This is a genomic window from Pseudomonas cremoricolorata DSM 17059 = NBRC 16634, from assembly GCF_000425745.1.
Classification (GTDB): domain Bacteria; phylum Pseudomonadota; class Gammaproteobacteria; order Pseudomonadales; family Pseudomonadaceae; genus Aquipseudomonas; species Aquipseudomonas cremoricolorata.
The window spans coordinates 112,222-138,233 of sequence record NZ_AUEA01000009.1 but is presented as its reverse complement, the minus strand read 5'-3'; the positions used below and the strand labels follow the sequence as shown (position 1 = coordinate 138,233).

Here is a 26,012-nt window from a genome sequence, read left to right as displayed (position 1 = left end):
TCAACCTCAACGCTGCGCTGCTGTTTCTTGCAGCTTGCAGCTCCAAGCTTGCAGCTTCAGTTCAGCTGTTCGACGCGAATGCGCACGACTTTGCCAACCACATCCTGCAGCGCTTCCAGGGCGACGATGGCATCGTTGATACCTTTCTCGATGACCCGGTGAGTCAGCAGGATCATCGGCACCAGGCCGTCCTGCTCCTCGGCTTCTTTCTGCATGATCGACTCTATGTTGATGCCACGCTCGGAAAGAATGCTCGCCACCTGGGCCAGCACGCCGGGGTGGTCCTTGGCCTGGATACGCAGGTAGTAGGCGCTCTCGCAGGCTTCGATCGGCAGGATCGGGTGAGACGACAGCGAATCGGGCTGGAAGGCCAGGTGCGGCACGCGGTTTTCCGGGTCCGAGGTCATGGCACGCACCACATCGACCAGGTCGGCCACCACCGAAGAGGCGGTCGGTTCCATGCCTGCGCCAGCGCCGTAGTACAGGGTCGATCCTGCGGCATCGCCGTTGACCATCACAGCGTTCATCACGCCATTGACGTTGGCGATCAGGCGGTCGCTGGGGATCAGGGTCGGGTGGACGCGCAGCTCGATACCGGCCGAGGTGCTGCGCGCTACGCCCAGGTGCTTGATGCGATAGCCCAGCGCTTCGGCGTAATTGACGTCGGCCGTGGTCAGCTGGGTAATGCCTTCGGTGTAGGCCTTTTCGAACTGCAGCGGGATGCCGAAGGCGATGGAGGCGAGAATGGTCAGCTTGTGCGCGGCATCGATGCCTTCTACGTCGAAGGTAGGATCGGCTTCGGCATAGCCCAGCGCCTGGGCTTCGGCCAGCACGTCCGGGAAGGTGCGGCCCTTCTCGCGCATTTCGGTGAGGATGAAGTTGCCGGTGCCGTTGATGATGCCGGCCAGCCAGTTGATGCGGTTGGCCGAGAGGCCTTCGCGAATGGCCTTGATCACTGGAATGCCACCGGCCACGGCCGCTTCGAAGGCGACGATCACGCCCTTGTCGCGGGCGCGGGCGAAGATTTCGTTGCCATGCACGGCGATCAGCGCCTTGTTCGCGGTCACCACGTGCTTGCCATTGTCGATGGCCTTGAGCACCAGATCACGGGCGATGGTGTAGCCACCGATCAACTCGATGACAATGTCGATTTCCGGGTTGCTGGCGACCTCGAACACATCGGCGGTAATGGGGGTACCGGTAATCTGGCAGTTCGGGTTGGGCGAGCGCATGGCAATCTGTGCCACTTCAATACCGCGCCCGGCACGGCGGGCGATCTCCTCGGCGTTACGCTGAAGCACATTGAAGGTTCCGCCACCGACGGTCCCCAACCCACAGATGCCTACTTTGACCGGTTTCACTGTGAACTCCCCATAGAACGGCCGACCACCTTGGCCGACCGTGAAACGTGCCGTCACCCCATAGCGACGGCGTGCTGAAAATCGATTACTTGGCCAGAGCCAGCTTGGCCACCTGCGGCGCCGGCTGGTAACCCGGAATCACCTGGCCGCTTTCCAGAACGATGGCCGGCGTGCCATTGACGCCGATCGACTGGCCCAGCTCGAACTGCTTGCCGACCGGGTTGGCGCACTTGGCGGCCTTGATGTCTTTGCCGTCGACCATCTTGTCCATTGCCGCACGGCGGTCACTGGAGCACCACACCGCCTGCAACTGCTGATCACCGTCCGAGCCGATACCCTGGCGCGGGAAGGCCAGGTAGCGCACTTCGATACCGCGGCGGTTGAGCTCGGGCACTTCGGCGTGCAGCTTGTGGCAATACGGGCAGGTGGTGTCGGTGAAGACGGTGATGTGCGACTTGGTCTCACCCTTGGCAGGATAAACCACCATTTCCGCAGCCGGAATGCCGTTGATGAGCTTGGCGACGCCCAGGCGCTCGGTCTTTTCCGTGAGGTTCACCGGCTTGCCATCCTGGATCTGGTACAGGTAGCCCTGCATGACGAACTGCCCATCGGGGCTTGCGTACAACACGCGGCCGCCTTGCAGCTTGACTTCATACAGGCCGCCGACCGGACTGCTGGAAACACTTTCCACCGGCACGTCCAGTTCAAGGCTTTGCAGGGTCTTGCGAATTGCCTGTTCGGCGCCAGTGTTGGCGTCGGTCGCCGCAGCGGCGGCAAGGGTGCTGCACAGCGCCAGGGCGGCGGCTGCGAAAATCCGGGTCACGCGCATGGGAACTCCTGAAGGCGGGCGGGGGCTCGAGGGTGTGGCCTGCGCCCACGGCGCGACGACCAGACGGCCCCTGCTACAAACCGGCCAAGACTACCACAACAGGCTGGCGCTGACTGTCGTTGCACACGCCACCTGGCAGAACATGAATTCCATTCATCCGCGCGGATGGTGCTGCGCGTGCAGTTGCTGCAGCCGGGCCTTGGCCACATGGGTGTAGATCTGCGTGGTCGACAGATCGCTGTGGCCCAGCAGCATCTGCACCACGCGCAAGTCGGCGCCGTGGTTGAGCAGGTGGGTGGCAAAGGCATGGCGCAAGGTGTGCGGCGACAACGCCTTGTCGATCCCGGCAACCTTGGCGTGGTGCTTGATGCGGTGCCAGAACGTCTGGCGGGTCATCTGCTCACCCCGCAGGCTGGGAAACAGCACATCGCTCGGCCGCTCGTTGAGCAGCTCGGCGCGGCCATGGCGCAGATAGCGCTCCAGCCACAGCACAGCCTCCTCGCCCATCGGCACCAGGCGTTCCTTGCTGCCCTTGCCCATCACCCGTAACACCCCCTGGCGCAGGTTGATCTGATCGAGGGTCAGGCTGATCAGCTCGGTCACCCGCAGGCCGCAGGCGTACAGCACCTCCAGCATGGCGCGGTCGCGCTGGCCGATCGCCTCGGCAAGATCCGGCGCCTGCAACAGCGCTTCGACATCGGCTTCGGACAGCGACTTGGGCAGTGGCCGCCCCAACTGCGGCATCTCCACCAGCAGCGTCGGGTCGACCGCGATCAGCTTCTCGCGCAGCAAATAGCGATAAAAGCCCCGCACCCCCGAAATGAAACGCGCCGTCGACCGCGGCTTGTAGCCTTGATCCAGACGCCAGGCGAGATGGTCGAGAATCGAGTCGCGCCCCGCCTGCGCCAAGTCGACACCGCGCTCGTCCAGCCAGCCGTTGAACAGGGTCAGGTCGCTCTTGTACGAGACACGGGTATTGGCGGACAGGCCTTTTTCGAGCCAGAGCGCATCGAGAAAGGGGTCGATCAACGGGTGGTCCAGAGCAGGCATACAGGCAAGGTTACTCGGTGGGGCGAATCAGAGTGATTTGGAGGCGGCGACTTCGCAGCCCAAGTCCGGCAGTACCGGCACCGGACGCTTGTCCTCATCGATGGCGACGAAGCTGAATACGCCGTGGATGGCGCGCTCGCGGCCATCGAGGTACATGTTTTCGACGAACACATCGACCTGCACCTGCAGGCTGGTGTTGCCCACCTTGATCACAGTGCCGACCAGCTCGACGATGGTGCCGGCCGGAATCGGGTGCTTGAAGTCGATACGGTCGGTAGACACTGTCACCAGCGGCAACCGGCAGAAACGCGTGGCGGCGATGAACGACACTTCGTCCATCCAGGCCAGGGCGGTGCCGCCGAACAAAGTGTTGTGATGGTTGGTGGTGTTGGGGAATACCGTTTTGGTCACACGGGTGACAGACAACTCGGTACGGCGCTGGATTTGCTGGTCACGCGGCGTCATCGATTGCTCCCATCGCAAGGGTTTACGCGGCAGAGGGTGTTATACGCGGAAAAACCCACGCCCACAAAAAAGCAGCCCGAAGGCTGCTTTTTCTTTCGCATGGCAGCCTGGGCTGCCGGTCAAACTGCACTCAGGACAGTTTTTCCTTGATGCGAGCTGCTTTACCGGACAGGTCACGCAGGTAGTACAGCTTGGCTTTACGCACGTCACCACGACGTTTCACGGCCAGGCTGTCGATCTGCGGGCTGTAGGTCTGGAAGGTACGCTCTACGCCGACGCCGCTGGAGATCTTGCGCACGGTGAAGGCGCTGTTCAGACCGCGGTTGCGCTTGGCGATGACGACGCCTTCGAACGCCTGCAGACGGGAACGCTCACCTTCCTTCACTTTAACCTGAACGACAACGGTGTCGCCCGGTGCGAAGGTCGGGATTTCCTTGCTCATCTGCTCTGCTTCGAGCTGCTGGATGATTTTGTTGGTCATGCTGTGCTCCTAAGATGGATGCTGTGATCCACCATCGATACGTTAACTATCGTTCCGCTCTCGGAGGTATTCCTCGAGCAGCTTCTTCTCTTCTCCAGAAAGTGAGCGACTTTCCAGAAGATCGGCGCGGCGCTGGAAGGTCCTGCCTAAGGACTGCTTCAACCGCCATTGCCGGATGTGTGCATGGTTGCCACTGAGCAACACGTCGGGTACACGCTGATCCGCATACACCTCAGGTCGGGTGTAATGCGGGCAGTCAAGCAGGCCATCGGTGAAGGAGTCTTCCTCCGCCGAACCCACATGCCCCAAAGCTCCGGGCAGCAGCCGTGTAACCGCATCGATCAACACCATGGCCGGCAGCTCGCCACCGGACAGCACATAGTCGCCAATCGACCACTCTTCATCGACGTGAGCTTCGATAAAACGCTCGTCGATGCCTTCGTAACGACCGGCGATCAGGATCAACGACTCCTGTTCAGCCAGGCCTTTGACCGCTTGCTGAGTCAGCGTGCGGCCTTGTGGCGAGAGGTAGATCACCTTCGCCGATGCTCCGGTCGCTTGCCTGGCACTGGCCAGGGCGTCTTCCAGAGGCTTGATCTTCATCACCATCCCCGGACCACCGCCAAAAGGCCGATCATCCACCGTATGGTGGCGATCAGTGGTGTAGTCCCGCGGATTCCAGCAGGTCAGTTGCAACAGACCCTGCTTCACCGCGCGGCTGGTAATGCCGTACTCGGTAATGGCCGAAAACATCTCAGGGAACAGCGTGACGACTTCTACTCGAAGGTTGCCCATCTGTCAGAAATCCGCATCCCATTCGACCCGCATCACACCGGCTTCCAGATCGATTGCCAGCACGCATTGCCGGGTATACGGCAACAGGCGCTCACGATCATCCAGGCTGCCTGCGCAAGGCTTGACCACTACTACATCATTGGCGCCGGTTTCCAACAGGTGATCGACCTTGCCGAACAGATGTTCGTCCTGGTTGATGACGCTCAGACCTACCAGCTGATGCCAGTAGTATTCGTCTTCGCTCAAGTTGGGCAAAAGGCTGCGTGAGATACAGATCTCGTAACCGCTCAGAAGACGCGCTTCGTCACGATCGTCTAGCCCTTTGAGTTTCGCGACCAGATCCTTTTGCGTGGAACGGCCACTCACCAGCTCGACCTGTTTGACCGACCCTTCACGCCGAAGCGTCCAGTGACGGTAATCCAACAGGTTTTCAATCGGATCGGTAAAGGAAAAGACCTTCACCTCGCCGCGAACGCCGTGAACCGAAAAAATCTTGCCAACGACGATGAGGTCGTCAGGCTTTTCTGGCGTCGCGTTCATACGGTTCAGGCTGCAGCCTTGGCCGCTTCCTTCAGCAGCTGAGCAACGCGCTCAGACGGCTGTGCGCCAACGCTCAACCAGTGAGCGACGCGATCTTCTTTAACGGACAGGCGAACTTCCTGACCACGAGCGACGGGGTTGAAGAAGCCAACCTGCTCGATGTGGGAGCCGTCACGCGGGTTGCGCGAGTCGGTTACGGTCAGTTGGTAGAATGGGCGCTTTTTGGAGCCGCCACGGGCAAGACGGATGGTTAGCATTGAACATCGTTCCTGTAGTCGGTGCTGCAAATCATGATCCCTGCGGGCACACGGGTACCCGAAAGGCCGCATATTCTCAAGGAATGTACGGACTTTTGCAAATGCCTTTTTCAGTTGAACAAAGGCCTGCCGGTCGATCTGCACGATTGACTGCCTGCCGAAGCGGACAGCGTTGACCCCGCCGCAGCGGGGATCCCGGACCCAGGCGAACACGCCCGAGCCCTGAATGGGTTACATCTTCGGCATGCCGCCGCCTGGCAACATGCCGCCCAGCCCGCGCATCATCTTCGACATGCCGCCTTTGCTGGAGAATTTCTTCATCATTTTCTGCATCTGCTTGTGCTGCTTGATCAGCCGCCCGACGTCCTGCACCTGGGTGCCGGAACCCAGGGCGATACGGCGCTTGCGCGAACCACTGAGCAGTTCAGGGTCGCGGCGCTCGGCCGGGGTCATCGAGTTGATGATCGCTTCCATCTGCTTGAACTGCTTCTCGGCAGCGCCCTGAGCATTGCCCATCTGCGACAGGTTGACGCCACCGATGCTCGGCAGCTTGTCCATCAGGCCACCGAGGCCGCCCATGTTCTTCATTTGCAGGAGCTGGTCGCGGAAGTCTTCGAGGTCGAAGCCCTTGCCCTTCTTCAGCTTCTTGGCGAGCTTGTCGGCCTTGGCCTTGTCGATGGTCTGCTCGGCCTGTTCGATCAGGCTGAGCACATCGCCCATGCCGAGAATGCGCGAGGCGATCCGATCAGGGTGGAATGGCTCGAGGGCATCGCTCTTCTCGCCCATGCCGAGGAACTTGATCGGCTTGCCGGTGATGGCGCGCACCGACAGCGCGGCACCGCCGCGGGCATCGCCATCGACCTTGGTGAGGATCACACCGGTCAGCGGCAGCGCCTCACCGAAGGCCTTGGCGGTGTTGGCCGCGTCCTGGCCGGTCATGGCGTCGACCACGAACAGGGTTTCCACCGGCTTGACCGCGGCGTGCAGGGACTTGATCTCGTCCATCATGTCGGCGTCGATGTGCAGACGGCCGGCGGTGTCGACGATCACCACGTCGATGTACTTGAGTTTGGCTTCGCGAATCGCCGCTTCGGCGATAGCTACCGGCTTCTGGCTGATGTCGGACGGGAAGAAGGTCACGCCGATATCGTTGGCCAGGGTTTCCAGCTGTTTGATCGCGGCAGGACGGTAGACGTCGGCCGACACCACCATCACGCTCTTCTTTTTGCGCTCCTTGAGGTGGCGCGCCAGCTTGCCAGCGGTGGTGGTCTTGCCCGCACCCTGCAAACCGGCCATCAGCACCACGGCAGGGGGCGCAGCGTTGAGCGCCAGCTCTTCGTTGGCCGCGCCCATCAGGCCTTCGAGTTCGGCCTGGACGATCTTCACGAACGCCTGACCCGGGGTCAGGCTGCGCGACACTTCGGTGCCGACCGCACGTTCCTTGACGCTGTTGACGAAATCCTTGACCACCGGCAGGGCCACGTCGGCCTCAAGCAGCGCCATGCGCACTTCGCGCAGGGTGTCCTTGATGTTGTCTTCGGTCAGCTTGGCCTTGCCGGTAACGTGGCGCAGCGTCTGTGACAGGCGGTCGGTCAGGTTTTCGAACATGGTGATCCTTTCAGGCCCAGTAAAGCCGAGGGTGGTCAGGCAACCTGGTACTCGATGAAAAGACCCAGGGCACAGCAAGCCGGCGATTATAGCGCAGCGCGCCGATTACGCACACCTCGGCGCTGACGGACGCACGCTTTGCTGATCTATGCCGGCACCGCGCCGGGCGCGCCGCTACAGACTTCCTTGCTCGCCTCCTTCTATGCCACACTCCGCTTCTTTAAGGGCTTGCCTGCCAGGACTTATGCTCTCTTCACCCAGCCTCGTTCCCAATCTGCTCGCTGCCGGCCTCTACCTGCTGGCGACGCTGCACCAAGCCATGCGCATTCGCCAGGGTTCGCGCGCCGACAAACGCCTGCTCGGCCTGCTCGGCGGCCTGGCCGTGCTGGCCCAAGGTGGCGCGCTGTTCTTCCAGCTGATCACCCCGCTGGGCCTTAGTCTGGACTTCTTCAGCGCGGCCAGCCTGATCGCCGTGGCCGTAATTGCCCTGACCCTGCTCGCCTGCCTGAGCATCCCGGTGGAAAACCTGCTGGTGCTGCTGTTCCCGCTGGGCGCGGTGACCGCGCTGCTGGCGCAGTTCGCCCCCGCCGGCACGGTACCGCTGATCAATGAAGAACCTGGCATCCTGGCGCACATCCTGCTATCGATCCTCGCCTATGGCCTGTTCACCATCGCAGTGTTCCAGTCGTTGCTGCTGTTGCTGCAGGATCACCAGCTCAAGCACAAGCACCCCTCAGGGCTGATCCGCAACTTCCCGCCTTTGCAGACCATGGAAAGCCTGCTGTTCGGCTTTCTCTGGGCGGGCTGGGCGCTGCTCAGCGCCTCGCTGGTGTCGGGCTGGCTGTTCCTCGACAACCTGTTCGCCCAGCACCTGGTGCACAAGACCTCGCTGGCCTGCCTGGCCTGGGTGGTGTTCGGCGTCCTGCTGTGGGGTCGCACGCGCCTTGGCTGGCGCGGGCACAAGGCGATCCGCTGGACCCTGGCCGGCTTCTGCCTGCTGATGCTGGCCTACTTCGGCAGCAAGCTGGTACGCGAATTCATCCTGCACATCTGACCATCACCCATGTTCACCCTGCCGCATGCCACCCTGCTCGCAACCCTGGCCCTGGCGCTGCTCTGGTCGGTGCTGCTGAGCACGGTGGACGCCGCCGCACAACGACCGCGCGCCGACGCAGATGACGACCTCACCCCGGCCCTGCCTGGCCAGGCCCTGGTGCTCGGGGCCAGTCTGGGCAAGCTGCTGGTGCTGGGCCTGGCGTGCCTGGAAGGCTGGCGCCACGACAGCGAGCACGGCTTCTGGCTGGCCGGCCTGGGCGCTGCGCTGACGCTGCTGGTGCTGGCCGACTACCTGCCGCGACGCCTCGCCCGGCGCTACCCGCAGGGCTGCCTGAACCTGGGCCGGCAACTGCGCGCGTCGCTGTGGCTGCTGCAACCACTGGCCTGCCTGCTCGACGGCTGCGCGCGCCTGCTGCTGCGACCGCTGCGCCGGCAAGCAGCCCAGGCCCGCGCAGTGGGCGCCAGCGACGACCCGTTCGAGCATGACGCCACTCCCACGCCCCTGCGCCCCGGCATTTCCCACGGCGTACAGGCACTGGAGCAGGTCACCGTGAATGACATCCTGGTGCCGCGCAACGAGGTCGATGGCATCAACCTCGACGATCCCATCGAGCAGATCAGCGCACAGCTGCGTAGCAGCCGGCACACGCGCCTGCCGGTGTTCCATGCCGATATCAATCAGGTCGAGGCGGTGCTGAACATCAAGCTGGTCCAGCACCTGCTGAGCGCGGACGAACTGACCCGCGATGCGCTGCTTGCCGCCTGCCATCCGCCCTACTTCATTCCGGAAACCACGCCCTTGCAGTTACAACTGCTGAACTTTCACAAGCAGCAGCGGCGCATGGCGATGGTGGTCGATGAATACGGTGAGGTGCTGGGCATCGTCACGCTGGAAGACTTGCTCGAAGAAATCGTCGGCGAGTTCGAGCAAGCGCAGAACCTCAACAACCCGCATATCCAGGCCCAGGACGATGGCCGCTTCATCATCGACGGCGCCACCACGCTGCGGGAAATCAACCGTTGCCTGGGCTGGCACCTGCCCTGCGACGGCGCGCCGAAGACCCTCAATGGCCTGGTCATCGAAGCCCTGGAAAGCATTCCGGAAACCGCGGTATGCCTGCGCATCGGCCGCTACCGCCTGGAGATCCTCGAAACCCAGGACAACTGCGCGAGCAAGGTGCTGGCCTGGAGCGTCAGCCCGGCGCTAGCGCCGCGGCGCTGACTCGAGCAGCTCACCCTTGAGCGTATAGCGATAGCCGACATCGATATCGCCTGCGCGTGGCCGGCTCCAGGTCTTGCGCAGAACGAACTCGAACGCCGGTTCGTACAGCTCGTCGCGCAGCACCGCGCCGGCCAGTACCTCCACCTCGTACCAGCCATTTTCCAGCTCGATGATCGGCCGCTCGGGCGCCTGGTAACGTGCCAGCAGATCGCCCAGCGTCTTGTTGGTGAAGTGCTGCAGCAGGCGCCAGGTAAACAGCATCACCGCGCCGCTTTGCACTTCAAGGATATAGCCGGCGCGGCGATGGCGCAGGTTGCTGCCCGCTTCGAGCAACGCTGGCGACTGCCCATCGAGGGTGAAGATGATGCGATACGGCAGGTTTTCCACCCCTGCCAGCGGCAACACCACCCCTTCGAGCACCGCACGGTCGCCACTGTCGCCGTGGGTGAAGGCGTGGGCCAGGTCATCGGGCAGTTCGTGGTCGTCCTGGAAACGCTTGAGCCGTTGGATATCGGCGAGCAGGAAGTAGTCGATCAGGTCGTTGAGCACGTCGCTGAATTCGTGGCGCATGGCGTTTCCTTCTTGTTCGAGGCGCCGTTGCAGCGCTGAAGGAAAATGTAGCGGATGCCCGCCGCGGTGTCGCGCGGCGGGCTCAGGCCATCAGAACTCGACGCTGACTGCCTGGGCTGCGCGGCTGGCCTTGGCCCGCGCCGCTTCGATGGATTCATCGCGAGCCAGACACACCCCCATGCGCCGCTGACCGTCGATCTGCGGCTTGCCGAACAGACGCAGCGCGGTGTCAGGCTCGCTCAGCGCGGCGCCCAGGTTGGCGAAGGCGGTCTGGGTCGAGGTGCCCTGGGGCAGGATCACCGCCGAGGCCGATGGGCCGAACTGGCGTACCGAAGGAATCGGCAGGCCGAGAATCGCCCGCGCATGCAGGGCGAACTGCGAGAGGTCCTGGGAGATCAAGGTCACCAGCCCAGTGTCGTGCGGGCGTGGCGAGACTTCGCTGAACCACACCTGATCACCCTTGACGAACAGCTCGACGCCGAACAGGCCGCGCCCGCCCAGGGCGTCGGTGACCGCCTTGGCCACCCGTTGCGATTCGGCCAGGGCCTTGGCGCTCATCGCCTGCGGCTGCCAGGACTCCTGATAGTCGCCTTTCTCCTGACGGTGACCGACCGGGTCGAGGAAGGTGGTGCCGCCGACATGGCGCACGGTCAGCAGGGTTATTTCATAGTCGAAATCGATGAAGCCCTCGACGATCACCCGCCCGCCCCCGGCGCGCCCACCTTCCTGGGCGTAGGTCCAGGCGCTCTGCAGGTCGGCGTCGCTGCGCAGCAGGCTCTGCCCCTTGCCGGACGAGCTCATCACCGGCTTGACCACACACGGGTAGCCGACGTCGGCGACGCCCTTGGCATAGTCTTCGTAGGTATCGGCGAAGTGGTACGGCGAGGTCGGCAAGTCGAGGTCTTCGGCGGCCAGACGGCGGATGCCTTCGCGGTTCATGGTCAGCTGGGTGGCGCGGGCCGTGGGAACCACGGTGAAGCCTTCGTGCTCCAGCTCGACCAGCGTAGCGGTGGCGATGGCTTCGATTTCCGGAACGATGTAGTGCGGCCGCTCGGCTTCGATCACAGCGCGCAGGGCTGCGCCATCGAGCATGTTGACCACGTGGCTGCGATGCGCCACCTGCATGGCCGGCGCGTTGGCGTAGCGATCGACGGCGATCACCTCGACCCCCAGGCGTTGCAGTTCGATCACCACTTCCTTGCCCAGCTCGCCGCAGCCACAGAGCAGTACACGGGTCGCGCTCGGCGACAAAGGGGTTCCGATACGGGTCATTAGAGGTCCTCTGAGACGGTCGGGATCGCGTGCAGGAAGCGCTGCCCGGGGAAAAAGGAGCGCCATTCTACACCATCACCGGTCGTGGTCAGCCGGGCTGCGTCGCCCGCCGTGCGCGCCAGCTCATCGCCAGCCACACCGCGCTGACCCCGGCGAATTTCGAGGCCATGGCGGTGCCGACCACGGCAGGGGTGAGTGCGCCGATCATGCCGAAGAAGATGAAGGTATCGACCGGGATGCTCAGCGCCGAGCTGAGCCAGAGGCGATCACGCAAGGGCCGGCGGGTGATGCTGAACACCAGCCAGTCGATCAGCTCGGAGAGGAAGAACGCCGTGGCGCTGGCGAGCGCGATGGCAGGCTCGGAGGTGATGTACGACAGCACCAGCGCGACCAGCATCGCCAACAGGGCACCGTGACCGTAGCGGGTCTGCACCATGTCGCGCAGGATGAACACCAGGCCGCCCCAGGCCGACCAGATGACGTCCAGGTGTGGGGCGCTGGAAAAGGCGAAGTTGATCAGCACCACGCTGCTGATGTAGGCGATGAGAAAAAGCATGGACGAGAGACCTTCGGACAAGCCGCACAGGGTACTGGATTTCCATGCGCCTGACAGCTACCGGCCGACGTGCCTAGGTGCCGAGTATCAACCCCGCCGCCACTGCCCGCTGATGGCACAGCGTGAGCACTTCACGGCGCTGCTGGTCGCTCATGCGCGACCAGCGGCTGATTTCCTCGACGCTGCGCTGACAGCCGGTGCAGATGTCCTGCTCGTCCAGCGCGCAGATACTCACGCAGGGCGAGGCCACCGGACGCGTTGCCACCTCACTCATCGTCGACCACCAGCTCGCGCGCATAGCGCTGGGCGTTGGCCACGTAATGCGCAGCGCTGGCTTCGAGCATGCGCTTCTGCGCCTCGGTCAGCTCACGGGCGATCTTGCCCGGCGAGCCGACCACCAGCGAGCCGTCGGGAATGACCTTGCCTTCGGCTATCAGTGCGTTGGCGCCGATGATGCAATGCTTGCCGATCTGCGCACCGTTGAGCACCACGGCATTGATGCCGATCAGGCTGTAATCGCCGACGCTGCAGCCGTGCAGCATGGCGTTGTGGCCTACGGTGACGCCGGTGCCGAGGGTTAGCGGCGAGCCCATGTCGGTGTGCAGCACCGCGCCATCCTGGACGTTGCTGTCGGCGCCGATGTCGATCAGTTCGTTGTCGCCGCGCAACACCGCGCCGAACCAGACGTTGGCGCGAGCCTGCAGGCGTACCTTGCCGATCAGCGTGGCATTGGGGGCAGTCCAGCTGCTGGGGTGGGCATCGACACGCTGGTCGCCCAGGCGATATTTCATGGCAGGTTCCTCACGCTGATGCGGATGACGGGGTGGGCCCCGTTCACGGTTGGACGAAACATTCCGGCGGCTGGTGCAGGCTGATACCGGCGTCGTACAGCAGGTTGACCAGCTCGACGATCATGATCGCCGACAGGCCCCAGATCTTGTAGTCGTCGTAGCGGTAACTGGGCACGTACCAACTGCGCCCCTGATAGTCGATGCGGTGGGTGTGTTCGCGCGGGTCCTGGCGGAAGAACGCCAGCGGTACACTGAACACCGCAGCGATTTCTGCGTCGTTGGGGCGGTATTCGACATAATCGGGGATCAACCCGACGAATGGCGTCACCTTCAGCCCGTGCAGGGAAATCAGCGGACTCAACGGCCCCAGCACTTCCACCAGACCCGGCGGCAAGCCGATTTCTTCTTCCGCTTCACGCAGGGCGGTGAATACCAGGCTGGGGTCTTCCGGGTCACGCCGACCGCCGGGGAAAGCCACCTCGCCGCCGTGGGTCGAGAGCCCCTGGGCGCGCAGGGTCAGGACCAGCTCGGGCTCTTCACAGCGGGTGATCGGCAGCAGCACGGCAGCTTCCGGGAAGCGCCGGTCGACGTCCATGGACACAGGGCTATGGCTGCTCATCCGCCGAACAAGCTCATCCAGCATCTGCACACTCTCGGTTCAAAGGCCTGCCGAGCATCATGCACCAAAAGCCGCAGGGCACCCAAGCCCCAGGCCAGGGACGGCTTGCGGTGGCAGGCGCGCGCGCGCCAAGATAGCGACTCATTACAGGAACCCCAGCATGAAATTCTGCAGCGCCTGCGGCAACCCGGTCATCCAGCGCATCCCCGAGGGCGATAGCCGGCTGCGTTTCGTCTGCCCGTCCTGTCACACCATTCACTACCAGAACCCCAATATGGTTGCCGGGGTGTTGCCGATCTGGGGCAGCCAGGTGCTGCTGTGTCGGCGCGCCATCGAACCGCGCCGGGGCTTCTGGACGCTGCCGGCAGGCTTCATGGAAAACAGCGAGACCCTGGAGCAGGCGGCGCGCCGCGAAACCGACGAAGAAGCTTGTGCGCGGGTCGGCGAGGCACGCTTGTATCAGCTGTTCGATCTGCCGCACATCAACCAGGTGCATGTGTTCTTTCGCGCCGAACTCAGCGACCTGGACTTCGCCGTGGGCGTGGAAAGCCTGGAAGTGCGGCTGTTCGAAGAACACGAAATTCCCTGGGAGCACCTGGCATTCCGTACCGTGGCGCGCACCCTGCAATGCTACTATCGCGACCGCCTCGCGCAGTCTTACCCGGTCGGCCATGAGTACGTGGCGCCGATGAACCTCGCCTCTTCCAACCCTCTTCCCCGGGAATAGCGTTCCATGCGTTGCTTGCTTGCTGTCATCTGCCTGTGCCTGGCTCCGCTGGCCCAGGCCGGCTTCACCGAGACCATCATCCGCAAGCCGCTCGACAGCGTAGTCACCTCGCCTGCCGGCCCGGCGAGCAAGGCAACGGCAGTGCAGTCGGTGGACAAGATCCTGGTGCTCAAATCCGAACGCCGCCTGCAACTGCTCAGTCGCGGCGAACCGCTCAAGACCTATCGCATCTCCCTTGGCAAGCAGCCCAAGGGCGCCAAGGAGCGCGAGGGCGACAAACGCACGCCGGAAGGTTTCTACTGGATAGACTGGCGCAAGGCCAGCAGCCGCTACAACCTAGCCATGCACATCTCCTACCCCAATGTCAGCGACGCCGCTCGCGCGCGGCGTGAGGGCGTGGCGGCCGGCAGCATGATCATGATTCACGGCACACCGATCAACGACGACTACCCCGAGTGGTACTTCCACACCCTGGACTGGACCGAGGGCTGCATCGCCATGCGCAACGCCGACATGCGCGAGGTATGGAGCCTGGTCAAGGACGGCACGATGATCGAAATTCGCCCATGACCTATGGGTCTGAATATGTGCAAGAGGAAAATTCCTACGGTGTTACCACTTTCGGCTGACGCCTAGGTCAGTACGGGACCGCAGCCAGGCGTGACGCCGGATTTTTACAATCGCCGCAAATAAAAAAGTACCACCCGGTACCTGATTGCGGGATTCCTCGATGTCGACGCCCTCCCTCCGTTCGCTGCGGTGCGCTGGTTCGCTACGCCTTCACACCGCCGGCCTGCTGCTGAGCCTTGCCGTGCAGTCCCTGGCCATGGCAGACGACCTGGCCAGCCGTCAGTTGCGCGAGCAGCACAATGCCCGGCAGGCCGAACAGACCCAGCAGCGCCTGCAACGCTGGCAGCGCGATCGCAGCGAGCCGCCGGCCCCTGCAACGGCCAGCCCTTCTCTCGATGAACCTTGTCAGGCGGTCAGCGGCATACGCCTGAGCGGCCATCGGCAACTCGACGACGCCCAGTTGCAGCGCACCATCGAGCCTTATCTGCGCCCGTGCATGGGCGTTGGCGCTATCAATCAGCTGCTGCGCGCCATCACCCAGCGCTATATCGACGCGGGCTATCCCATGGCGCGCCCGCTACTGCGCAGCCAGCCGCAACACGGCGCGCCGCTGGATATCGTGGTGGTCGAAGGGTTCGTGGAGTCGATCGAGTTTGCCGATGACAGCCTGCCATTGTCTTTGCGCGGAGCCTTCCCCGATCTGCTCGGTAAGCCTCTGCACCTGCCCGACGTGGAACAGGGGCTGGACCAGCTCAACCGCCTGCGCGCCTTCGAGCTGGGCAGCGATCTGCTGCCTGGCGAGCTAGAGGGAGGGACGCGGGTGGTGGTCAAGACGCTGCGGCGTGATGACCCTTGGTATCTGGACGTGCGACTGAACAACCGCGGCAACGATGCGACCGGCCACTATCAGATGGGCCTGTCTGCGGGCGTGGATAGCCCGTTTGGAGTGAACGATGAACTACGTCTGAACCTTTCCGGCACACGTTTCGACGCTCCGGGTCGGTCGCAGAACGTCGCCTTGGAATACGCCGTGCCATATGGCCGCTGGCGGCTGGGGGTAGGCGTGAGCAGCTCCGCATCGTATCTGCCGTTGGGCAGGTCCGGGAACTTCAAGCTGAGTACCAGCAGCCGTAGCCAGACCAGCACCGTGATGGCCGAAAGGGTCCTGTGGCGCAGTCAGCGCGGCTTGCTGAGTGGCGTCGTGCAATTCGACAACGCCCGTTTACGCAACCACCTCGCAGGTCACCGTCTCACTCTGCAAAGTCCGGACCTGTTCAGCGTAGACACAAGCCTGCACCTGCTATGGCTGGAGCAAGGGCTGTGGAAGGCATCACTCGGCGTCGCCCAGATACGCCAGCGTCTGAGCGACCAGCGCCACCACACGTCGAGTACTCGCATGGACAAGTACCGCGCGGAACTTACCTACCTGAGCCCCGCTGATGGCCGGCGTAAGTGGTACTGGCATAGCCAGGCGACGCTGCAGTACAGCGCCGATCCGCTGCCGGCCTTGCACCAGCTTGCAGTAACCAACCATTTCGCGGTACGCGGCTTCCGCGAGCTCAGCGTCAACAACACCAACGGTGCAGTATGGCGTAACACCATCCTTCATCCGCTGCGACCTCTCCCCTCTTCCCTCCCCGCCCTGCAACTGCGTCCCTTCATCGGCCTGGACCTGGGCTGGAGCCGCAGCATGCAGCACAAAAACGCGTTTCGCCTATCCAGCGAACACGACTCCCAACGCCTCGCCGGCGCCAGCGCCGGTGTCGAGCTGCTGCTGCCCAAGCACAGCCTGCGCTTGGAATACCAGCAGCCGCTCTACGCCAGCGCCGTACCTCACAGCGCACTGGAACCCGGTTTCTGGCTGTTCGAGCTGAACCTGAGTCTCTGATTCACCCACAACAAGAGAGAAAACCATGACTGACCTCCGTCATCCCCCGCTGCGCGCAGACACCCTGCGCTGGACCATCTTCCTGTGCCTGGCCACCCCCGCCAGCGGCTTCGCCAACCCGGGCCTGGAGGCCGCCGCAGGCCCCGGTGGCACGCCTTTGATCAACCCCGGGCATGGCGTGCCGGTGATCGATATCGTCGCGCCCAACGCCAGTGGCCTGTCGCACAACCAGTTCCTCGACTACAACGTCGGCGCTGCGGGGCTGGTGATGAACAACGCCCTGGAGGCGGGTCAGTCACAGCTGGCCGGCGCGCTGGCGGCCAACCCACAGTTCCAGGGCCAGGCCGCCTCGACCATCATCAACGAGGTGATCAGCAGCAATGCCTCGCTGGTCGCCGGCGCGCAGGAAATCTTCGGCCGCCCGGCCGACTACATCCTCGCCAACCCCAACGGCATCAGCCTCAATGGCGCAAGCTTCATCAACACCACCCGCGCCGGCTTCCTGGTCGGCAAGCCGCTGCTCGACGAGTCGCAGCAGATCCAGCTCGACACCCTGCAAGCCGGCGGTCAGCTGCAGGTGCTCGAAGGCGGCGTCAGCCAGGCGGGCGGCGCGCTCGACCTGGTGGCGCCCAAGGTGGTCAGCCATGGCCCGATACGCAACGAGGGCGAGCTGAACATCGTCGCCGGGCGCAACCGCCTGCAAGGGGGTTCGCTGGAGGTGCTCGAACACCTGCCAGGCGAGCTGGGCGCGATCGACGCCAGCCTGTTCGGCGCCATGCGCGCCGGGCGTATCCGTATCGTCTCCACCGGGGAAGGGGCCGGCGTACGCCTGGGCGCCTCGCACATAGAGGCCGATGAAGGCCTGAGCGTCAGCTCGGCCGGTGGCCTGACGGTGGAAGGCAGCGACCAGAGCAAGGCTCACTTGCAGGTCAAACGCGGTGAACTCAAGCTCAGCGCCGCCGACGATCTGTCGATGAGCGCGGTGACCGGCAGTGCCGATCAGATCAACGTCAGCGCCGGCAAGAAGCTCACCCTCGATGGCAAGACCCGCGAGAAGGTCACCCGGCAGAACGAAGCGTGGAGCAACACATTCCTCTTCGTCACCAACGAAACCTACAGCAGCGACACCACCACAACCGAGCGCAGCCAGCACGGAGTGATGCTCAGCGCCCGCGACGATATCGACCTCAGCGCCGGCACCGACCTGCGCCTGACCGGCGCGACTGCCGAAGCGGGCCAGCAGGTGAGCGTGAAGGCTGGCGGCGACATCGACATCGAGGCTGCTTTCGACAGCCGCCGCACCCAGACCGAGGTGCGCCACCGCAAGAATCTGTGGCGCGGTGACAACGACACCGATCACTACCAGGAAACCGCCGACCCCAGCCTGCTCAAGGGCAATCAGGTGCTGGTCGAGGCAGGCGGCGATGTGCACATCAAGGGCAGCCGCCTGCAGGCCGAACAGCACATGGAACTCAAAGGCCAGCATGTCGAAGTGGCAGACACCCAGGTGCGCGATGAACTGGCCGTCAAGGACTACCGCGGCGACCTGGTCTCCGGCACCTTCTTCGCCGACCGTGAAGGCACCGACAGCAAAGCCAGCAACGCGGTAGGCAGCACCTTGCGCTCGGAGGGTACGCTCAAGGTCACCGCGCAGCAGGCGACCATCCGCGGCAGCGAAGTGACCAGCAAGGGCGATGGCGTGGTGTACAGCGAACAAGGCCTGCTGGAAATTGGCTCGGCGCTGAGCAAGAGCGAGCGCAGCGACACGCAAAGCGACAGCAAATTGTTCAACCTGCTCGGCAGCAGCAGCCAAACGCAGCAGAGCGATCAGCAGGTGCTGACCAGCGACGTCAACTCCACCAGCAACCTGCGCTTGGCCAGTGCCGGTGAAATGAAGATCGAAGGCGCGCGGATCGCCGCTGCCGAGCAGTTGGAAGTGAGCGCCGCCGGCGACCTGACCATCACCAGCGCCGCCAGCACCCATACCGGCGAACGCCATCAGCAAGAGCGCGGGTTGAGCGCCTCGGCCAGGCAGACTCGCGAAGCCGACGGCGACAAGCCAGGCTCGCGCCAGTTCGAGGCCGGCGTTGGCTATGAGGTGGTCAGCGTCGACGAGCGCACCCACAGCACGCAACAGACCGCCAGCCAGTTGCAGGGCGCCAACGTTGTGCTCAGCAGCGGTGAAACGTTACGCGTGGAAGGCTCCAAGGTCACCGCCGAGGCGGGCGACCTGAAGGTGTCGGCGCCGCGCATCGAGACCGGCGTCACCCGCAACGAAACCGAGCACGAAGAAACCACCACGCGCAGCGGCGGCGGCCTGCAAGTGTCCGGCGGCATCGACAAGCTCGGTAGCCAGTTCGAGGGCCATCGCTTGCAGACCCGCGTCGATGAGCACGACAGCAAGGTCCAGCGCAGCGAACTGCGCGCCAGTGGCGACATCACCCTCGACAGCAAGGAACTGGTCAACGAAGGCGCACGCATCGAAGCCGGCAAGACCCTGCTGGCCACCGCCGAGCGCGTCGAAAACCGCGCGGCCGAGGATACCCACAGCCGCAAGGAAACCACCCGCGACTGGCGCGCTAGCCTGGGCGCCAGCCTGGAGTACCGCGACCTGACCCGGCCCATCGAGCGCCTGGTCGAAGGCGGTGAAGCGGCGCGCTTCCAGCAGGCCTCCACCGAAGACGCCATGAGCCCGCCGAGCCTGGGTGCCGACGCCGGCCTCGCGCACCTGCGCAAGGACATCGAGCACACCGAGCACACCGCACAAGTCACTGAACTGAGCGGCGCTGCGGTGCAGGTCAAGGCCGAGCAGATTCTCGATATCGGCACCAACTACCGCGCCGATGAGGGTCAGCTGCAGATCGACGCGCAAGAGCACCAGATGCTCGCCGCCTACGACCGCAGCACCCATAGCGAGCACATCCAGCAGATCGACGGCACCCTGCGTGTCGACACCAGCACCGGTGAAGACATCAACGGCCGTATCACCGCAGGCGTGAGCCTGAGCGACACGCAAACCGAACAGCTGACCGCCCGCGTCGGCAGCCTGCAAGGCCAGAGTGGCGTGCAGATACAACTGGGCAGCGCCGGCCTCTATGAAGGCACGCGCATCGACGGCGGCAGCGGCCCGGTGCTGGTCGAAGCCACCCAGGGCTTGCAGTTCAGCACCGCGCTGGACAGCGTGAGCAAGGACCACACCCAGTTCGATGGCAGCCTGTGGAGCAAGGGCGGCAATCGCCCTGGCAAGACCGGCGTCGACGTGCGTGGCTACGCCGACTACACCGCCTACCAGTCGCTGGACCGCACAGCCCATGGCGCGCAGATCGACACCAGCGGCGCAGTCACCTTGCGCGGCGGCAGTGAGCTGAACCTCGAAGGGGTTCGCATTGGTACGCGTCAGGCGCCAGTGGCAGCGACCACTCTGGAAAGCGCCGGCGTGGTGCAGGTACTGGCCGGCGCCAACGAGCACAGTGCCACGGGCAAGACCCTCGGCGGTGGCGCAGAGCTTGCCGCCAGCCAGGGAGCGATGAGCGGCGGCGGCCTGGGCGGCCACCTGAGCAACGGCAAGATCGACGAGCAGAGCAGCACCGCCCTCGACCCGAGCATCCACACCAGTGGCACCCTGCGCATCGCCAGCCAGGCCCGCGAAGACCAGGCCATCCACCTGCAAGGCTTGCAGGCCAGCGCCAAGACCCTCGAGCTCGAGGCCAGCAAGGGCGGCATGCTCATCGAGTCGTCCGCCAACCAGGAACACCGCGACAACCTGGAACTCACCGCCGGTGCCGGCTTCAGCCTGAGCAAGGCCGAGGCGCCCAGCGATGACGTGCGCGCCCTGCATGGCCGGGTCAAGGTCGATGTCGACAAGCGCAATGAGCACACCTTCAACGACAGCGCCCTGCGTGCCGATCAGGTGACCCTGAGCAGCGCCGGCGATGTCAGCATCGAGGGCGCCCGCATCGATGCCGACCAGGTGCGCGGCAGCGTCGGCGGTGACCTGCTGGTTGCCAGTCGCAAGGACACGCGCGACAGCACCTCGGTGCAGGTCGATGCCCGTCTGAGCCAGGAGAAGAATCCCCAGGGCTACCTCAATGCCGCAACCTCCCTGGCCGGCCCCGCCGCAGGCAAGGTCAAGGACAAGGCCGGCGACGCGCTGACCAGCCTCGACCCGAACTGGTCGCCGACCCTCAAGGTCGACGTGCAGCGTCAGCAGAGCGACGGTGTCGCCCATGCCAGCGCAATCAAGGGCAATCAGGGCATCAGCCTTGACGTAGGCGGCGATACGCGCCTGGTCGGTGCGCGCCTGCAGGCGCCGCAGGGCGCGGTGGAACTGGGCGGCGGCAACCTGTCGCTGGAAAACCTGCGCGGCCAGGACTACCGCCGCGACGTCAACCTCGATGCCTCCAACTCTGCGGTCGACCTGGGCACGGCAGTGGCCGAGATCACCAAGAGCCGCGGCGCGGCGGACGGCGACAACGCTCTGGACTTCGGCCTGATCCGTACCAGTGGCCACAACACCAGCAACGAATGGAAGGCCGGCATCAACCAGCAGCGCCGTAGCGAGTAAGGCGCAGCCCTTGCCCAGGGCAGCGTCCTGTCATGGGCAAGGGCCTCGGAAGAGCCCGTTTCTGTCATCAGCCTTTAACCGCAGCGTCACAGAACCATCACAGGGGCTGCCTAGAGTCGCGGTTCTCGCAACCCGCCCCAGGAAAAAGGACCCCCGATGAGTCGAGACAGCGGCGACAACCTCAACCGTAACCGCAGCGCCAATCTACCGATGGCCGACGTCATGCAGGCACACCTGAGTCGGCGCAGCATGCTGCGCGGCAGCCTCGGGGCGGCGGTCGCCATGATCGCCGGTGCCGGCCTTGGCGGCAGTCTGTTGGCCCAGGCCGCATCCCCCGCGCTCGCCGCGACGCGGCCGACCAGCGCCAACGGCAAGCCGCTGCGCCTGGACTTCGCCTCGATCCCAGGCTCGCGCACCGACGGCTGCAGCCTGGCCGCCGGCTACAGCGCTTACGTGCTGGCGCCCTGGGGCACACCGCTGAACCGGCAGGCGCGGCCATGGCAAGCCGATGGCAGCAACAGCGCCGAGGATCAGGCCAACGCCATGGGCATGCACCACGACGGCATGCACTTCTTCCCCCTCGATGGCCGCAGCGACGATGGCCTGCTGGCGATCAACTTCGAGTACATCGACCCGGCGGCCCTGCACCCGCAGGGGCCGACCAGCACTGCCGAGGGCAAACGCCCGGCCGAAGAAGTGCGCAAGGAAATCAACGCCCATGGCGCCGGTGTGCTGCGCCTGAGCAAGCGCAACGGACGCTGGCAGGTGGTCGACAACGACCCACTCAACCGCCGCTTCACCACGGCCTCACGCATGCTCATCGCCGGCCCCTTGCGTGGCAGCGAGCACGTCAAGACCCGCTACTCACCCGACGGCACCCACTGCCGCGGGACCAACAACAACTGCGGCAACGGCTACACGCCCTGGGGCACCTACCTGACCTGCGAAGAGAACTGGCCAGGCATCTTCGTCAACAAGGCCACCCTGCCAGCCGACCAGGCCCGCCTTGGCGTCGCCACCTCCAGCGGCCAGTACCGCTGGGAAAGTGCAGCCGGTGACGCCAGCGAAGCGCAGGACGAATTCGCCCGCTTCGACATCACCCCACGTGGCGCCAGCGCTGCCGACGACTACCGTAACGAGGCCAGTACCTTCGGCTACATCGTCGAAATCGACCCCTACGACGGCAAGGCGCTGGCGACCAAGCGCACCGCCCTGGGCCGTTTCCGCCACGAAGGCTGCTGTCCGGGCCTGGCAGTGGCGGGCAAACCGCTGGTCTGGTACATGGGCGACGATTCCAACAACGAGTACCTGTACAAGTTCGTCTCAAGCGCGCTGTGGGACCCGGCCGATGCCACACCCGGTGACCGCCTCGCCACCGGCGCCAAGTACCTCGACCACGGCACGCTCTACGTTGCCCGCTTCGATGCCGACGGCAGCGGTGTCTGGCTGGCGTTGCAAAGCGCCAGCCCGACCACCGACGGCAGTACCTTGGGCGCGCGCTTCGGTGACCTGGCCGCTATCGTGCTCAACACCCGCGGCGCCGCCGATGCGCTCGGCGCAACGCCCATGGACCGTCCGGAGTGGACCGCGGTCAACCCGCTCAACGGCGATGGCTACGTGACCCTGACCAACAACAGCGTGCGCACCCCGGGCACGGTCAACGCCGCCAATCCACGTGGGCCCAACCGTCATGGGCACATCGTGCGCTGGCACGACAGCGACGATCACCAGCGTTTCAGCTGGGACATCTTCGTCTTCGGCGGCAACGCCGGCGGCGCTGCCGACATCAACCGCTCGGGCCTGAGCGAACTCAACCAGTTCGCCAGCCCCGACGGCATGCGCTTCGATAGCCGCGGCGTGCTGTGGTTCGAGACCGACAACAGTGAAACCACCCTGACCGACTACACCAACGACCAGTTGCTGGCGGTGGTGCCGACGCAGCTGCTCGATGGCGCCGGCAAGCAGGTACCGATCAACGCCAGCAATCAGGCCGACCTGCGCCGCTTCTTCGTCGGCCCCAACGGCTGCGAGGTCACCGGCATCGCCTTCACCCCCGACAACAAGACGCTGTTCGTCAACATCCAGCACCCGGCCAACTGGCCCAGCAGCGAGCGGGCGACCGACGTCACAGGGCCAGGCCAGCACGTCAGGCCGCGGTCGGCAACCGTGGTGATCCAGCGCGAGGATGGCGGGGAAATCGGTACCGCGTGATGGAACAGGCTTCCCCGGTAACCCGGCGCGGCTGCTGAACTTGGCCGTGCCGGGCTGGGAAGACTGCCTTCGGGCCGTGAGCCGATGACGCTGACCGGCGAAGGATCTGTCTGATTCGCCGAACCCCCGTTCCAGCGCCCGGCAGCGCTTTGCATGATGAGCGTCCTCTTCACCCAGGAGCTCATCATGCAAGACATGCCCACCTTCCAAAGCCGCTTCGCCCTTGAACAACTGCAGCGTATTGCCGCGCAGTATTCTGCCAAGTCATTCGAGGCGCTGGGCGTATCGGTGTTCGGCCGGCGCGTTACGGCCGAGCAATACCTCAAACTGCACGCCGACCTGCTCGCCGATGCATTGCCCAACCCAGCGTTGCAGGTGCTTGACAGCGATGCCAGCGGCGCCTTCTACGCACCTGCCGACAGCTGCATTCAGGTTCCACGCGGCGTCATCGAGCAGGCAGTGCAAGTCCCGGCCGCCACCGCGCCGTTGTTGCTGAGCCTGATCGAGGCGTTCGGCGATTACCTGGATGCCGGCCTGCATGACGGTGAGGTAGAGCATGCAGCCGAGGTCGACGCGCTGTTCGAAACTGCCCAGCCCAGCACGGCGGGTCAGCGCTACGTGGCTTTTGCGCTGTTCCATGACCCCGCGGTGCAGGACGGCGCCGCATTCGCCGAGTACGCCAGTGCCGAGTTCAACGCCACCTTGACCCTGACCATGCCCAGTGCCAGTGACGCGCCGGACGTGGTCGACGCCCCGCCCGGGTTTCGTCCCGGCGCGCGGTTCAGCGCAGGCCAAGGCAACGGGACTCATTCGTTCGGCCACGGACGTATTGCCAAGGCGCTGGGCAACGTCGGCTTCAGCTCGCAGCAGATCGACGCGATCTACTTCGGCAACTGGCTGCGCGACTATTCGCAATTGATCGACCCAAAAATCGTGCGTGCCAAGCATGCACCGAAGGATTTCCCCTCCAAGCTGTCCAGGGAAGTTCTCACCGAGGTGGTCGATCTGCTGGCGCTCAAGGAGTTCCACCACCTGCAGCAGGACGAAGGCAGCCGCAGTTTCTATAAGGTCACCCCCGACATTCTCGGCGTCTACAGACAGTCCGAACACATCGACAATCCGCTGACCCTCGACGCGGACGCCGATGACCCGCAGGCCATCGATCCCGATTTCGAGCCTTTGGTGCTGGCCGATAGCCCTCAGACCCAGATCGATGAGGAGCGCGCCATGCGCCGACACATCGATGACGCCATCGACTTCATGTACAGAAAGATCATCGACGCCATGCACGAAGGCCCTACCCCAGTGGGCCTGCGCGAATTCGGTGCGGGCCTGCACACGCTTGAAGACTTTTTCGCCCACTCCAATTTCGTAGAACTGAGCCTGCGCAAGATAGGCCACAGCAATGTGCTGCCCTGGGTTTGCGGGGTCGAGAGCCGGCGTGAACACCCGGTGATAACGGGCCTGTTCGGCGGCACCGATGTGCTGGCGAGCATTGCCGAACCCATCGCCAAGGCACTGTTCCCGGCTGACGGCCACATCTACAAACCCATCCAGCCTGGCGAACGCACCGATGAAGAACAGATGCTCTTGATCCTGCTCAAGGAGCATCCGCAACAGCACTGGCGCGATGATCTGGTAACAGCGCTGGAAACCCGCGACAGGCTGGCGGCGAACCCGCTGTATAAACTCACTCAATTGAGCAGTTGGTACCTGAACCTGCCGATGGCATTGCTGGGATCTGCCAAGGATCTGGTGCTGAAGAATCTGCTGATCTGGGCCGGCGATCAGATCGACGACGCGCAGACCCTCCTGCAGAACGACCCGAACGTTGAACCAGGAACCCACGCCACTCACTCGCAGCTTGCCAAGGACCACGACACTCATCCCTTCCATGAGTTGGCGGCGCTGCTGGCCGGCTATGCGGTGGAGCAAGTGGGCAGGGCCATGCATGAGTTTTGGGCGGGCAACCGCGACCGCGATCCGGCCAGCGTGGCGAAGAGCTTCATCGGCCACCCGGAAGTCGACGACTGGCAAGACGAGATCGTATCGACCTGGGCGGATGCCAATCCCGACGCGATCACCGCTGGCGAATCTGCCGACGAGCTGACACGCCGTCACCGCGAGATCAGTGAAAAAGGCCGACAGCGGCTCAAGGAGATGGACCAGAAACACTCAATCAACATCATTGACCTGAGTGACCTTGGCGGTGGCATGCTTGGCTGAAGCGCACCGGGCGTCGGGTCACTGGCTGTAGCGGTGACCCGACAGTACCGATAGGCTCACTACGACTCGGATCGAGGCGCTATACGCAAAACAGTGATAAGTTCCCTGCCCGATCATACTTGCACTGATGACTACCGCATCTGCGCTTACTGTAGCGTGCAGCTAATGAGTTGACACATTAAAAGCCCTGCTGTTAGTTTCTTCGCACTGAGGTCTTTTGCCACAGTGATTAGTCAAGACTGGGATGTCTGCACATGTACTATCATCTCTCTGCTATCCGCTCTTCCCACAGCTTCCCCGACAGCTGTTCCCGGGCCGTCCTGGCCGTCTTCAAAAGCAATACCTGGCGTCGCT

23 protein-coding genes are annotated in these 26,012 nt (G+C 64.1%); 8 read left to right on the top strand and 15 right to left on the bottom strand.

Translation table 11 applies throughout. The features are described from left to right. Positions 1-56: 56 nt before the first annotated feature. The 9 genes from H618_RS0111875 to ffh all read right to left on the bottom strand — a co-directional run bounded on the left by H618_RS0111875 (position 57) and on the right by ffh (position 7,386). The gene (locus tag H618_RS0111875; protein WP_028695279.1) at positions 57-1,361 is read right to left on the bottom strand and encodes a homoserine dehydrogenase; all 1,305 of its coding nucleotides are present in this window, start codon (positions 1,359-1,361) and stop codon (positions 57-59) included. A gap of 85 nt (positions 1,362-1,446) precedes the next feature. After that, positions 1,447-2,190 carry a DsbC family protein gene (locus H618_RS0111870; protein WP_028695278.1) on the bottom strand — a complete coding sequence of 248 codons (744 nt, stop codon included), beginning with the start codon at positions 2,188-2,190 and terminating at the stop codon, positions 1,447-1,449. A gap of 153 nt (positions 2,191-2,343) precedes the next feature. Then, positions 2,344-3,240 (bottom strand): site-specific tyrosine recombinase XerD, encoded by an 897-nt coding sequence (gene xerD / locus H618_RS0111865; protein WP_028695277.1) that lies wholly within the window; start codon positions 3,238-3,240, stop codon positions 2,344-2,346. Positions 3,241-3,267: 27 nt separating this feature from the next. Then, the gene (locus tag H618_RS21640; RefSeq protein ID WP_050577298.1) at positions 3,268-3,705 is read right to left on the bottom strand and encodes an acyl-CoA thioesterase; all 438 of its coding nucleotides are present in this window, start codon (positions 3,703-3,705) and stop codon (positions 3,268-3,270) included. Between the two features lie 130 nt (positions 3,706-3,835). Beyond that, the gene (gene rplS / locus H618_RS0111855; RefSeq protein ID WP_003252148.1) at positions 3,836-4,186 is read right to left on the bottom strand and encodes a 50S ribosomal protein L19; all 351 of its coding nucleotides are present in this window, start codon (positions 4,184-4,186) and stop codon (positions 3,836-3,838) included. A 42-nt stretch (positions 4,187-4,228) separates the two neighbouring features. Beyond that, complete coding sequence (trmD, locus tag H618_RS0111850) at positions 4,229-4,981, bottom strand: tRNA (guanosine(37)-N1)-methyltransferase TrmD (RefSeq protein ID WP_028695276.1); 753 nt, start codon at positions 4,979-4,981, stop codon at positions 4,229-4,231. Positions 4,982-4,984: 3 nt separating this feature from the next. Further along, entirely contained in the window at positions 4,985-5,521 is a 537-nt protein-coding gene (gene rimM, locus H618_RS0111845) for a ribosome maturation factor RimM (protein WP_028695275.1), read from the bottom strand. Between the two features lie 5 nt (positions 5,522-5,526). After that, on the bottom strand, positions 5,527-5,778 hold the full coding sequence (rpsP, locus tag H618_RS0111840; protein ID WP_028695274.1) for a 30S ribosomal protein S16: 252 nt from the start codon (positions 5,776-5,778) through the stop codon (positions 5,527-5,529). A 231-nt stretch (positions 5,779-6,009) separates the two neighbouring features. Next, complete coding sequence (ffh, locus tag H618_RS0111835; protein WP_028695273.1) at positions 6,010-7,386, bottom strand: signal recognition particle protein; 1,377 nt, start codon at positions 7,384-7,386, stop codon at positions 6,010-6,012. A 244-nt stretch (positions 7,387-7,630) separates the two neighbouring features. On the opposite strand from ffh, the gene H618_RS0111830 reads away from it, so the two are divergent. Further along, positions 7,631-8,440, top strand: a complete 810-nt coding sequence (locus H618_RS0111830; protein ID WP_028695272.1) for a cytochrome C assembly family protein — start codon at positions 7,631-7,633, stop codon at positions 8,438-8,440. Between the two features lie 9 nt (positions 8,441-8,449). Then, complete coding sequence (locus H618_RS0111825; RefSeq protein WP_028695271.1) at positions 8,450-9,664, top strand: transporter associated domain-containing protein; 1,215 nt, start codon at positions 8,450-8,452, stop codon at positions 9,662-9,664. On the opposite strand, the gene H618_RS0111820 is transcribed toward H618_RS0111825, so the two are convergent. The 6 genes from H618_RS0111820 to H618_RS0111795 form a co-directional block, all read right to left on the bottom strand. Beyond that, on the bottom strand, positions 9,647-10,234 hold the full coding sequence (locus tag H618_RS0111820) for a hypothetical protein (protein ID WP_028695270.1): 588 nt from the start codon (positions 10,232-10,234) through the stop codon (positions 9,647-9,649). The genes H618_RS0111825 and H618_RS0111820 overlap by 18 nt on opposite strands. Positions 10,235-10,324: 90 nt before the next feature. Further along, positions 10,325-11,506 carry a formate-dependent phosphoribosylglycinamide formyltransferase gene (purT, locus tag H618_RS0111815; protein ID WP_028695269.1) on the bottom strand — a complete coding sequence of 394 codons (1,182 nt, stop codon included), beginning with the start codon at positions 11,504-11,506 and terminating at the stop codon, positions 10,325-10,327. A gap of 88 nt (positions 11,507-11,594) precedes the next feature. Next, on the bottom strand, positions 11,595-12,062 hold the full coding sequence (locus tag H618_RS0111810; RefSeq protein ID WP_028695268.1) for a VUT family protein: 468 nt from the start codon (positions 12,060-12,062) through the stop codon (positions 11,595-11,597). Positions 12,063-12,135: 73 nt separating this feature from the next. Further along, positions 12,136-12,336 (bottom strand): DUF1289 domain-containing protein, encoded by a 201-nt coding sequence (locus H618_RS0111805; RefSeq protein WP_028695267.1) that lies wholly within the window; start codon positions 12,334-12,336, stop codon positions 12,136-12,138. After that, positions 12,329-12,853 (bottom strand): gamma carbonic anhydrase family protein, encoded by a 525-nt coding sequence (locus H618_RS0111800; RefSeq protein WP_028695266.1) that lies wholly within the window; start codon positions 12,851-12,853, stop codon positions 12,329-12,331. Before H618_RS0111800 ends, H618_RS0111805 begins: the two co-directional genes overlap by 8 nt. 43 nt (positions 12,854-12,896) lie before the next feature. Further along, positions 12,897-13,496, bottom strand: coding sequence for a CoA pyrophosphatase (locus H618_RS0111795; protein ID WP_028695265.1), 600 nt, complete (start codon positions 13,494-13,496; stop codon positions 12,897-12,899). A gap of 136 nt (positions 13,497-13,632) precedes the next feature. On the opposite strand from H618_RS0111795, the gene H618_RS0111790 reads away from it, so the two are divergent. The 6 genes from H618_RS0111790 (at position 13,633) to H618_RS21635 (ending at position 25,658) form a co-directional block, all read left to right on the top strand. After that, the gene (locus tag H618_RS0111790) at positions 13,633-14,199 is read left to right on the top strand and encodes an NUDIX hydrolase (RefSeq protein ID WP_028695264.1); all 567 of its coding nucleotides are present in this window, start codon (positions 13,633-13,635) and stop codon (positions 14,197-14,199) included. 6 nt (positions 14,200-14,205) lie between these two features. Further along, on the top strand, positions 14,206-14,769 hold the full coding sequence (locus H618_RS0111785; protein ID WP_028695263.1) for a L,D-transpeptidase family protein: 564 nt from the start codon (positions 14,206-14,208) through the stop codon (positions 14,767-14,769). A gap of 241 nt (positions 14,770-15,010) precedes the next feature. Further along, the gene (locus tag H618_RS0111780) at positions 15,011-16,657 is read left to right on the top strand and encodes a ShlB/FhaC/HecB family hemolysin secretion/activation protein (RefSeq protein WP_161628448.1); all 1,647 of its coding nucleotides are present in this window, start codon (positions 15,011-15,013) and stop codon (positions 16,655-16,657) included. A 25-nt stretch (positions 16,658-16,682) separates the two neighbouring features. Next, the gene (locus H618_RS0111775) at positions 16,683-21,221 is read left to right on the top strand and encodes a hemagglutinin repeat-containing protein (protein ID WP_028695261.1); all 4,539 of its coding nucleotides are present in this window, start codon (positions 16,683-16,685) and stop codon (positions 21,219-21,221) included. A gap of 156 nt (positions 21,222-21,377) precedes the next feature. Beyond that, the gene (locus H618_RS0111770; protein WP_028695260.1) at positions 21,378-23,432 is read left to right on the top strand and encodes a PhoX family protein; all 2,055 of its coding nucleotides are present in this window, start codon (positions 21,378-21,380) and stop codon (positions 23,430-23,432) included. A gap of 186 nt (positions 23,433-23,618) precedes the next feature. Next, positions 23,619-25,658 carry an HET-C-related protein gene (locus H618_RS21635; RefSeq protein ID WP_050577296.1) on the top strand — a complete coding sequence of 680 codons (2,040 nt, stop codon included), beginning with the start codon at positions 23,619-23,621 and terminating at the stop codon, positions 25,656-25,658. Positions 25,659-26,012: the final 354 nt, after the last annotated feature.

Excerpts from the sequence above, each read along its gene's own strand:
- H618_RS0111870 (WP_028695278.1), bottom strand. The coding sequence starts at position 2,190 with ATGCGCGTGACCCGGATTTTCGCAGCCGCCGCCCTGGCGCTGTGCAGC.
- xerD (WP_028695277.1), bottom strand. The coding sequence starts at position 3,240 with ATGCCTGCTCTGGACCACCCGTTGATCGACCCCTTTCTCGATGCGCTC.
- H618_RS21640 (WP_050577298.1), bottom strand. The coding sequence starts at position 3,705 with ATGACGCCGCGTGACCAGCAAATCCAGCGCCGTACCGAGTTGTCTGTC.
- rplS (WP_003252148.1), bottom strand. The coding sequence starts at position 4,186 with ATGACCAACAAAATCATCCAGCAGCTCGAAGCAGAGCAGATGAGCAAG.
- trmD (WP_028695276.1), bottom strand. The coding sequence starts at position 4,981 with ATGGGCAACCTTCGAGTAGAAGTCGTCACGCTGTTCCCTGAGATGTTT.
- rimM (WP_028695275.1), bottom strand. The coding sequence starts at position 5,521 with ATGAACGCGACGCCAGAAAAGCCTGACGACCTCATCGTCGTTGGCAAG.
- rpsP (WP_028695274.1), bottom strand. The coding sequence starts at position 5,778 with ATGCTAACCATCCGTCTTGCCCGTGGCGGCTCCAAAAAGCGCCCATTC.
- ffh (WP_028695273.1), bottom strand. The coding sequence starts at position 7,386 with ATGTTCGAAAACCTGACCGACCGCCTGTCACAGACGCTGCGCCACGTT.
- H618_RS0111830 (WP_028695272.1), top strand. The coding sequence starts at position 7,631 with ATGCTCTCTTCACCCAGCCTCGTTCCCAATCTGCTCGCTGCCGGCCTC.
- H618_RS0111825 (WP_028695271.1), top strand. The coding sequence starts at position 8,450 with ATGTTCACCCTGCCGCATGCCACCCTGCTCGCAACCCTGGCCCTGGCG.
- H618_RS0111820 (WP_028695270.1), bottom strand. The coding sequence starts at position 10,234 with ATGCGCCACGAATTCAGCGACGTGCTCAACGACCTGATCGACTACTTC.
- purT (WP_028695269.1), bottom strand. The coding sequence starts at position 11,506 with ATGACCCGTATCGGAACCCCTTTGTCGCCGAGCGCGACCCGTGTACTG.
- H618_RS0111810 (WP_028695268.1), bottom strand. The coding sequence starts at position 12,062 with ATGCTTTTTCTCATCGCCTACATCAGCAGCGTGGTGCTGATCAACTTC.
- H618_RS0111805 (WP_028695267.1), bottom strand. The coding sequence starts at position 12,336 with ATGAGTGAGGTGGCAACGCGTCCGGTGGCCTCGCCCTGCGTGAGTATC.
- H618_RS0111800 (WP_028695266.1), bottom strand. The coding sequence starts at position 12,853 with ATGAAATATCGCCTGGGCGACCAGCGTGTCGATGCCCACCCCAGCAGC.
- H618_RS0111795 (WP_028695265.1), bottom strand. The coding sequence starts at position 13,496 with ATGCTGGATGAGCTTGTTCGGCGGATGAGCAGCCATAGCCCTGTGTCC.
- H618_RS0111790 (WP_028695264.1), top strand. The coding sequence starts at position 13,633 with ATGAAATTCTGCAGCGCCTGCGGCAACCCGGTCATCCAGCGCATCCCC.
- H618_RS0111785 (WP_028695263.1), top strand. The coding sequence starts at position 14,206 with ATGCGTTGCTTGCTTGCTGTCATCTGCCTGTGCCTGGCTCCGCTGGCC.
- H618_RS0111775 (WP_028695261.1), top strand. The coding sequence starts at position 16,683 with ATGACTGACCTCCGTCATCCCCCGCTGCGCGCAGACACCCTGCGCTGG.
- H618_RS0111770 (WP_028695260.1), top strand. The coding sequence starts at position 21,378 with ATGAGTCGAGACAGCGGCGACAACCTCAACCGTAACCGCAGCGCCAAT.
- H618_RS21635 (WP_050577296.1), top strand. The coding sequence starts at position 23,619 with ATGCAAGACATGCCCACCTTCCAAAGCCGCTTCGCCCTTGAACAACTG.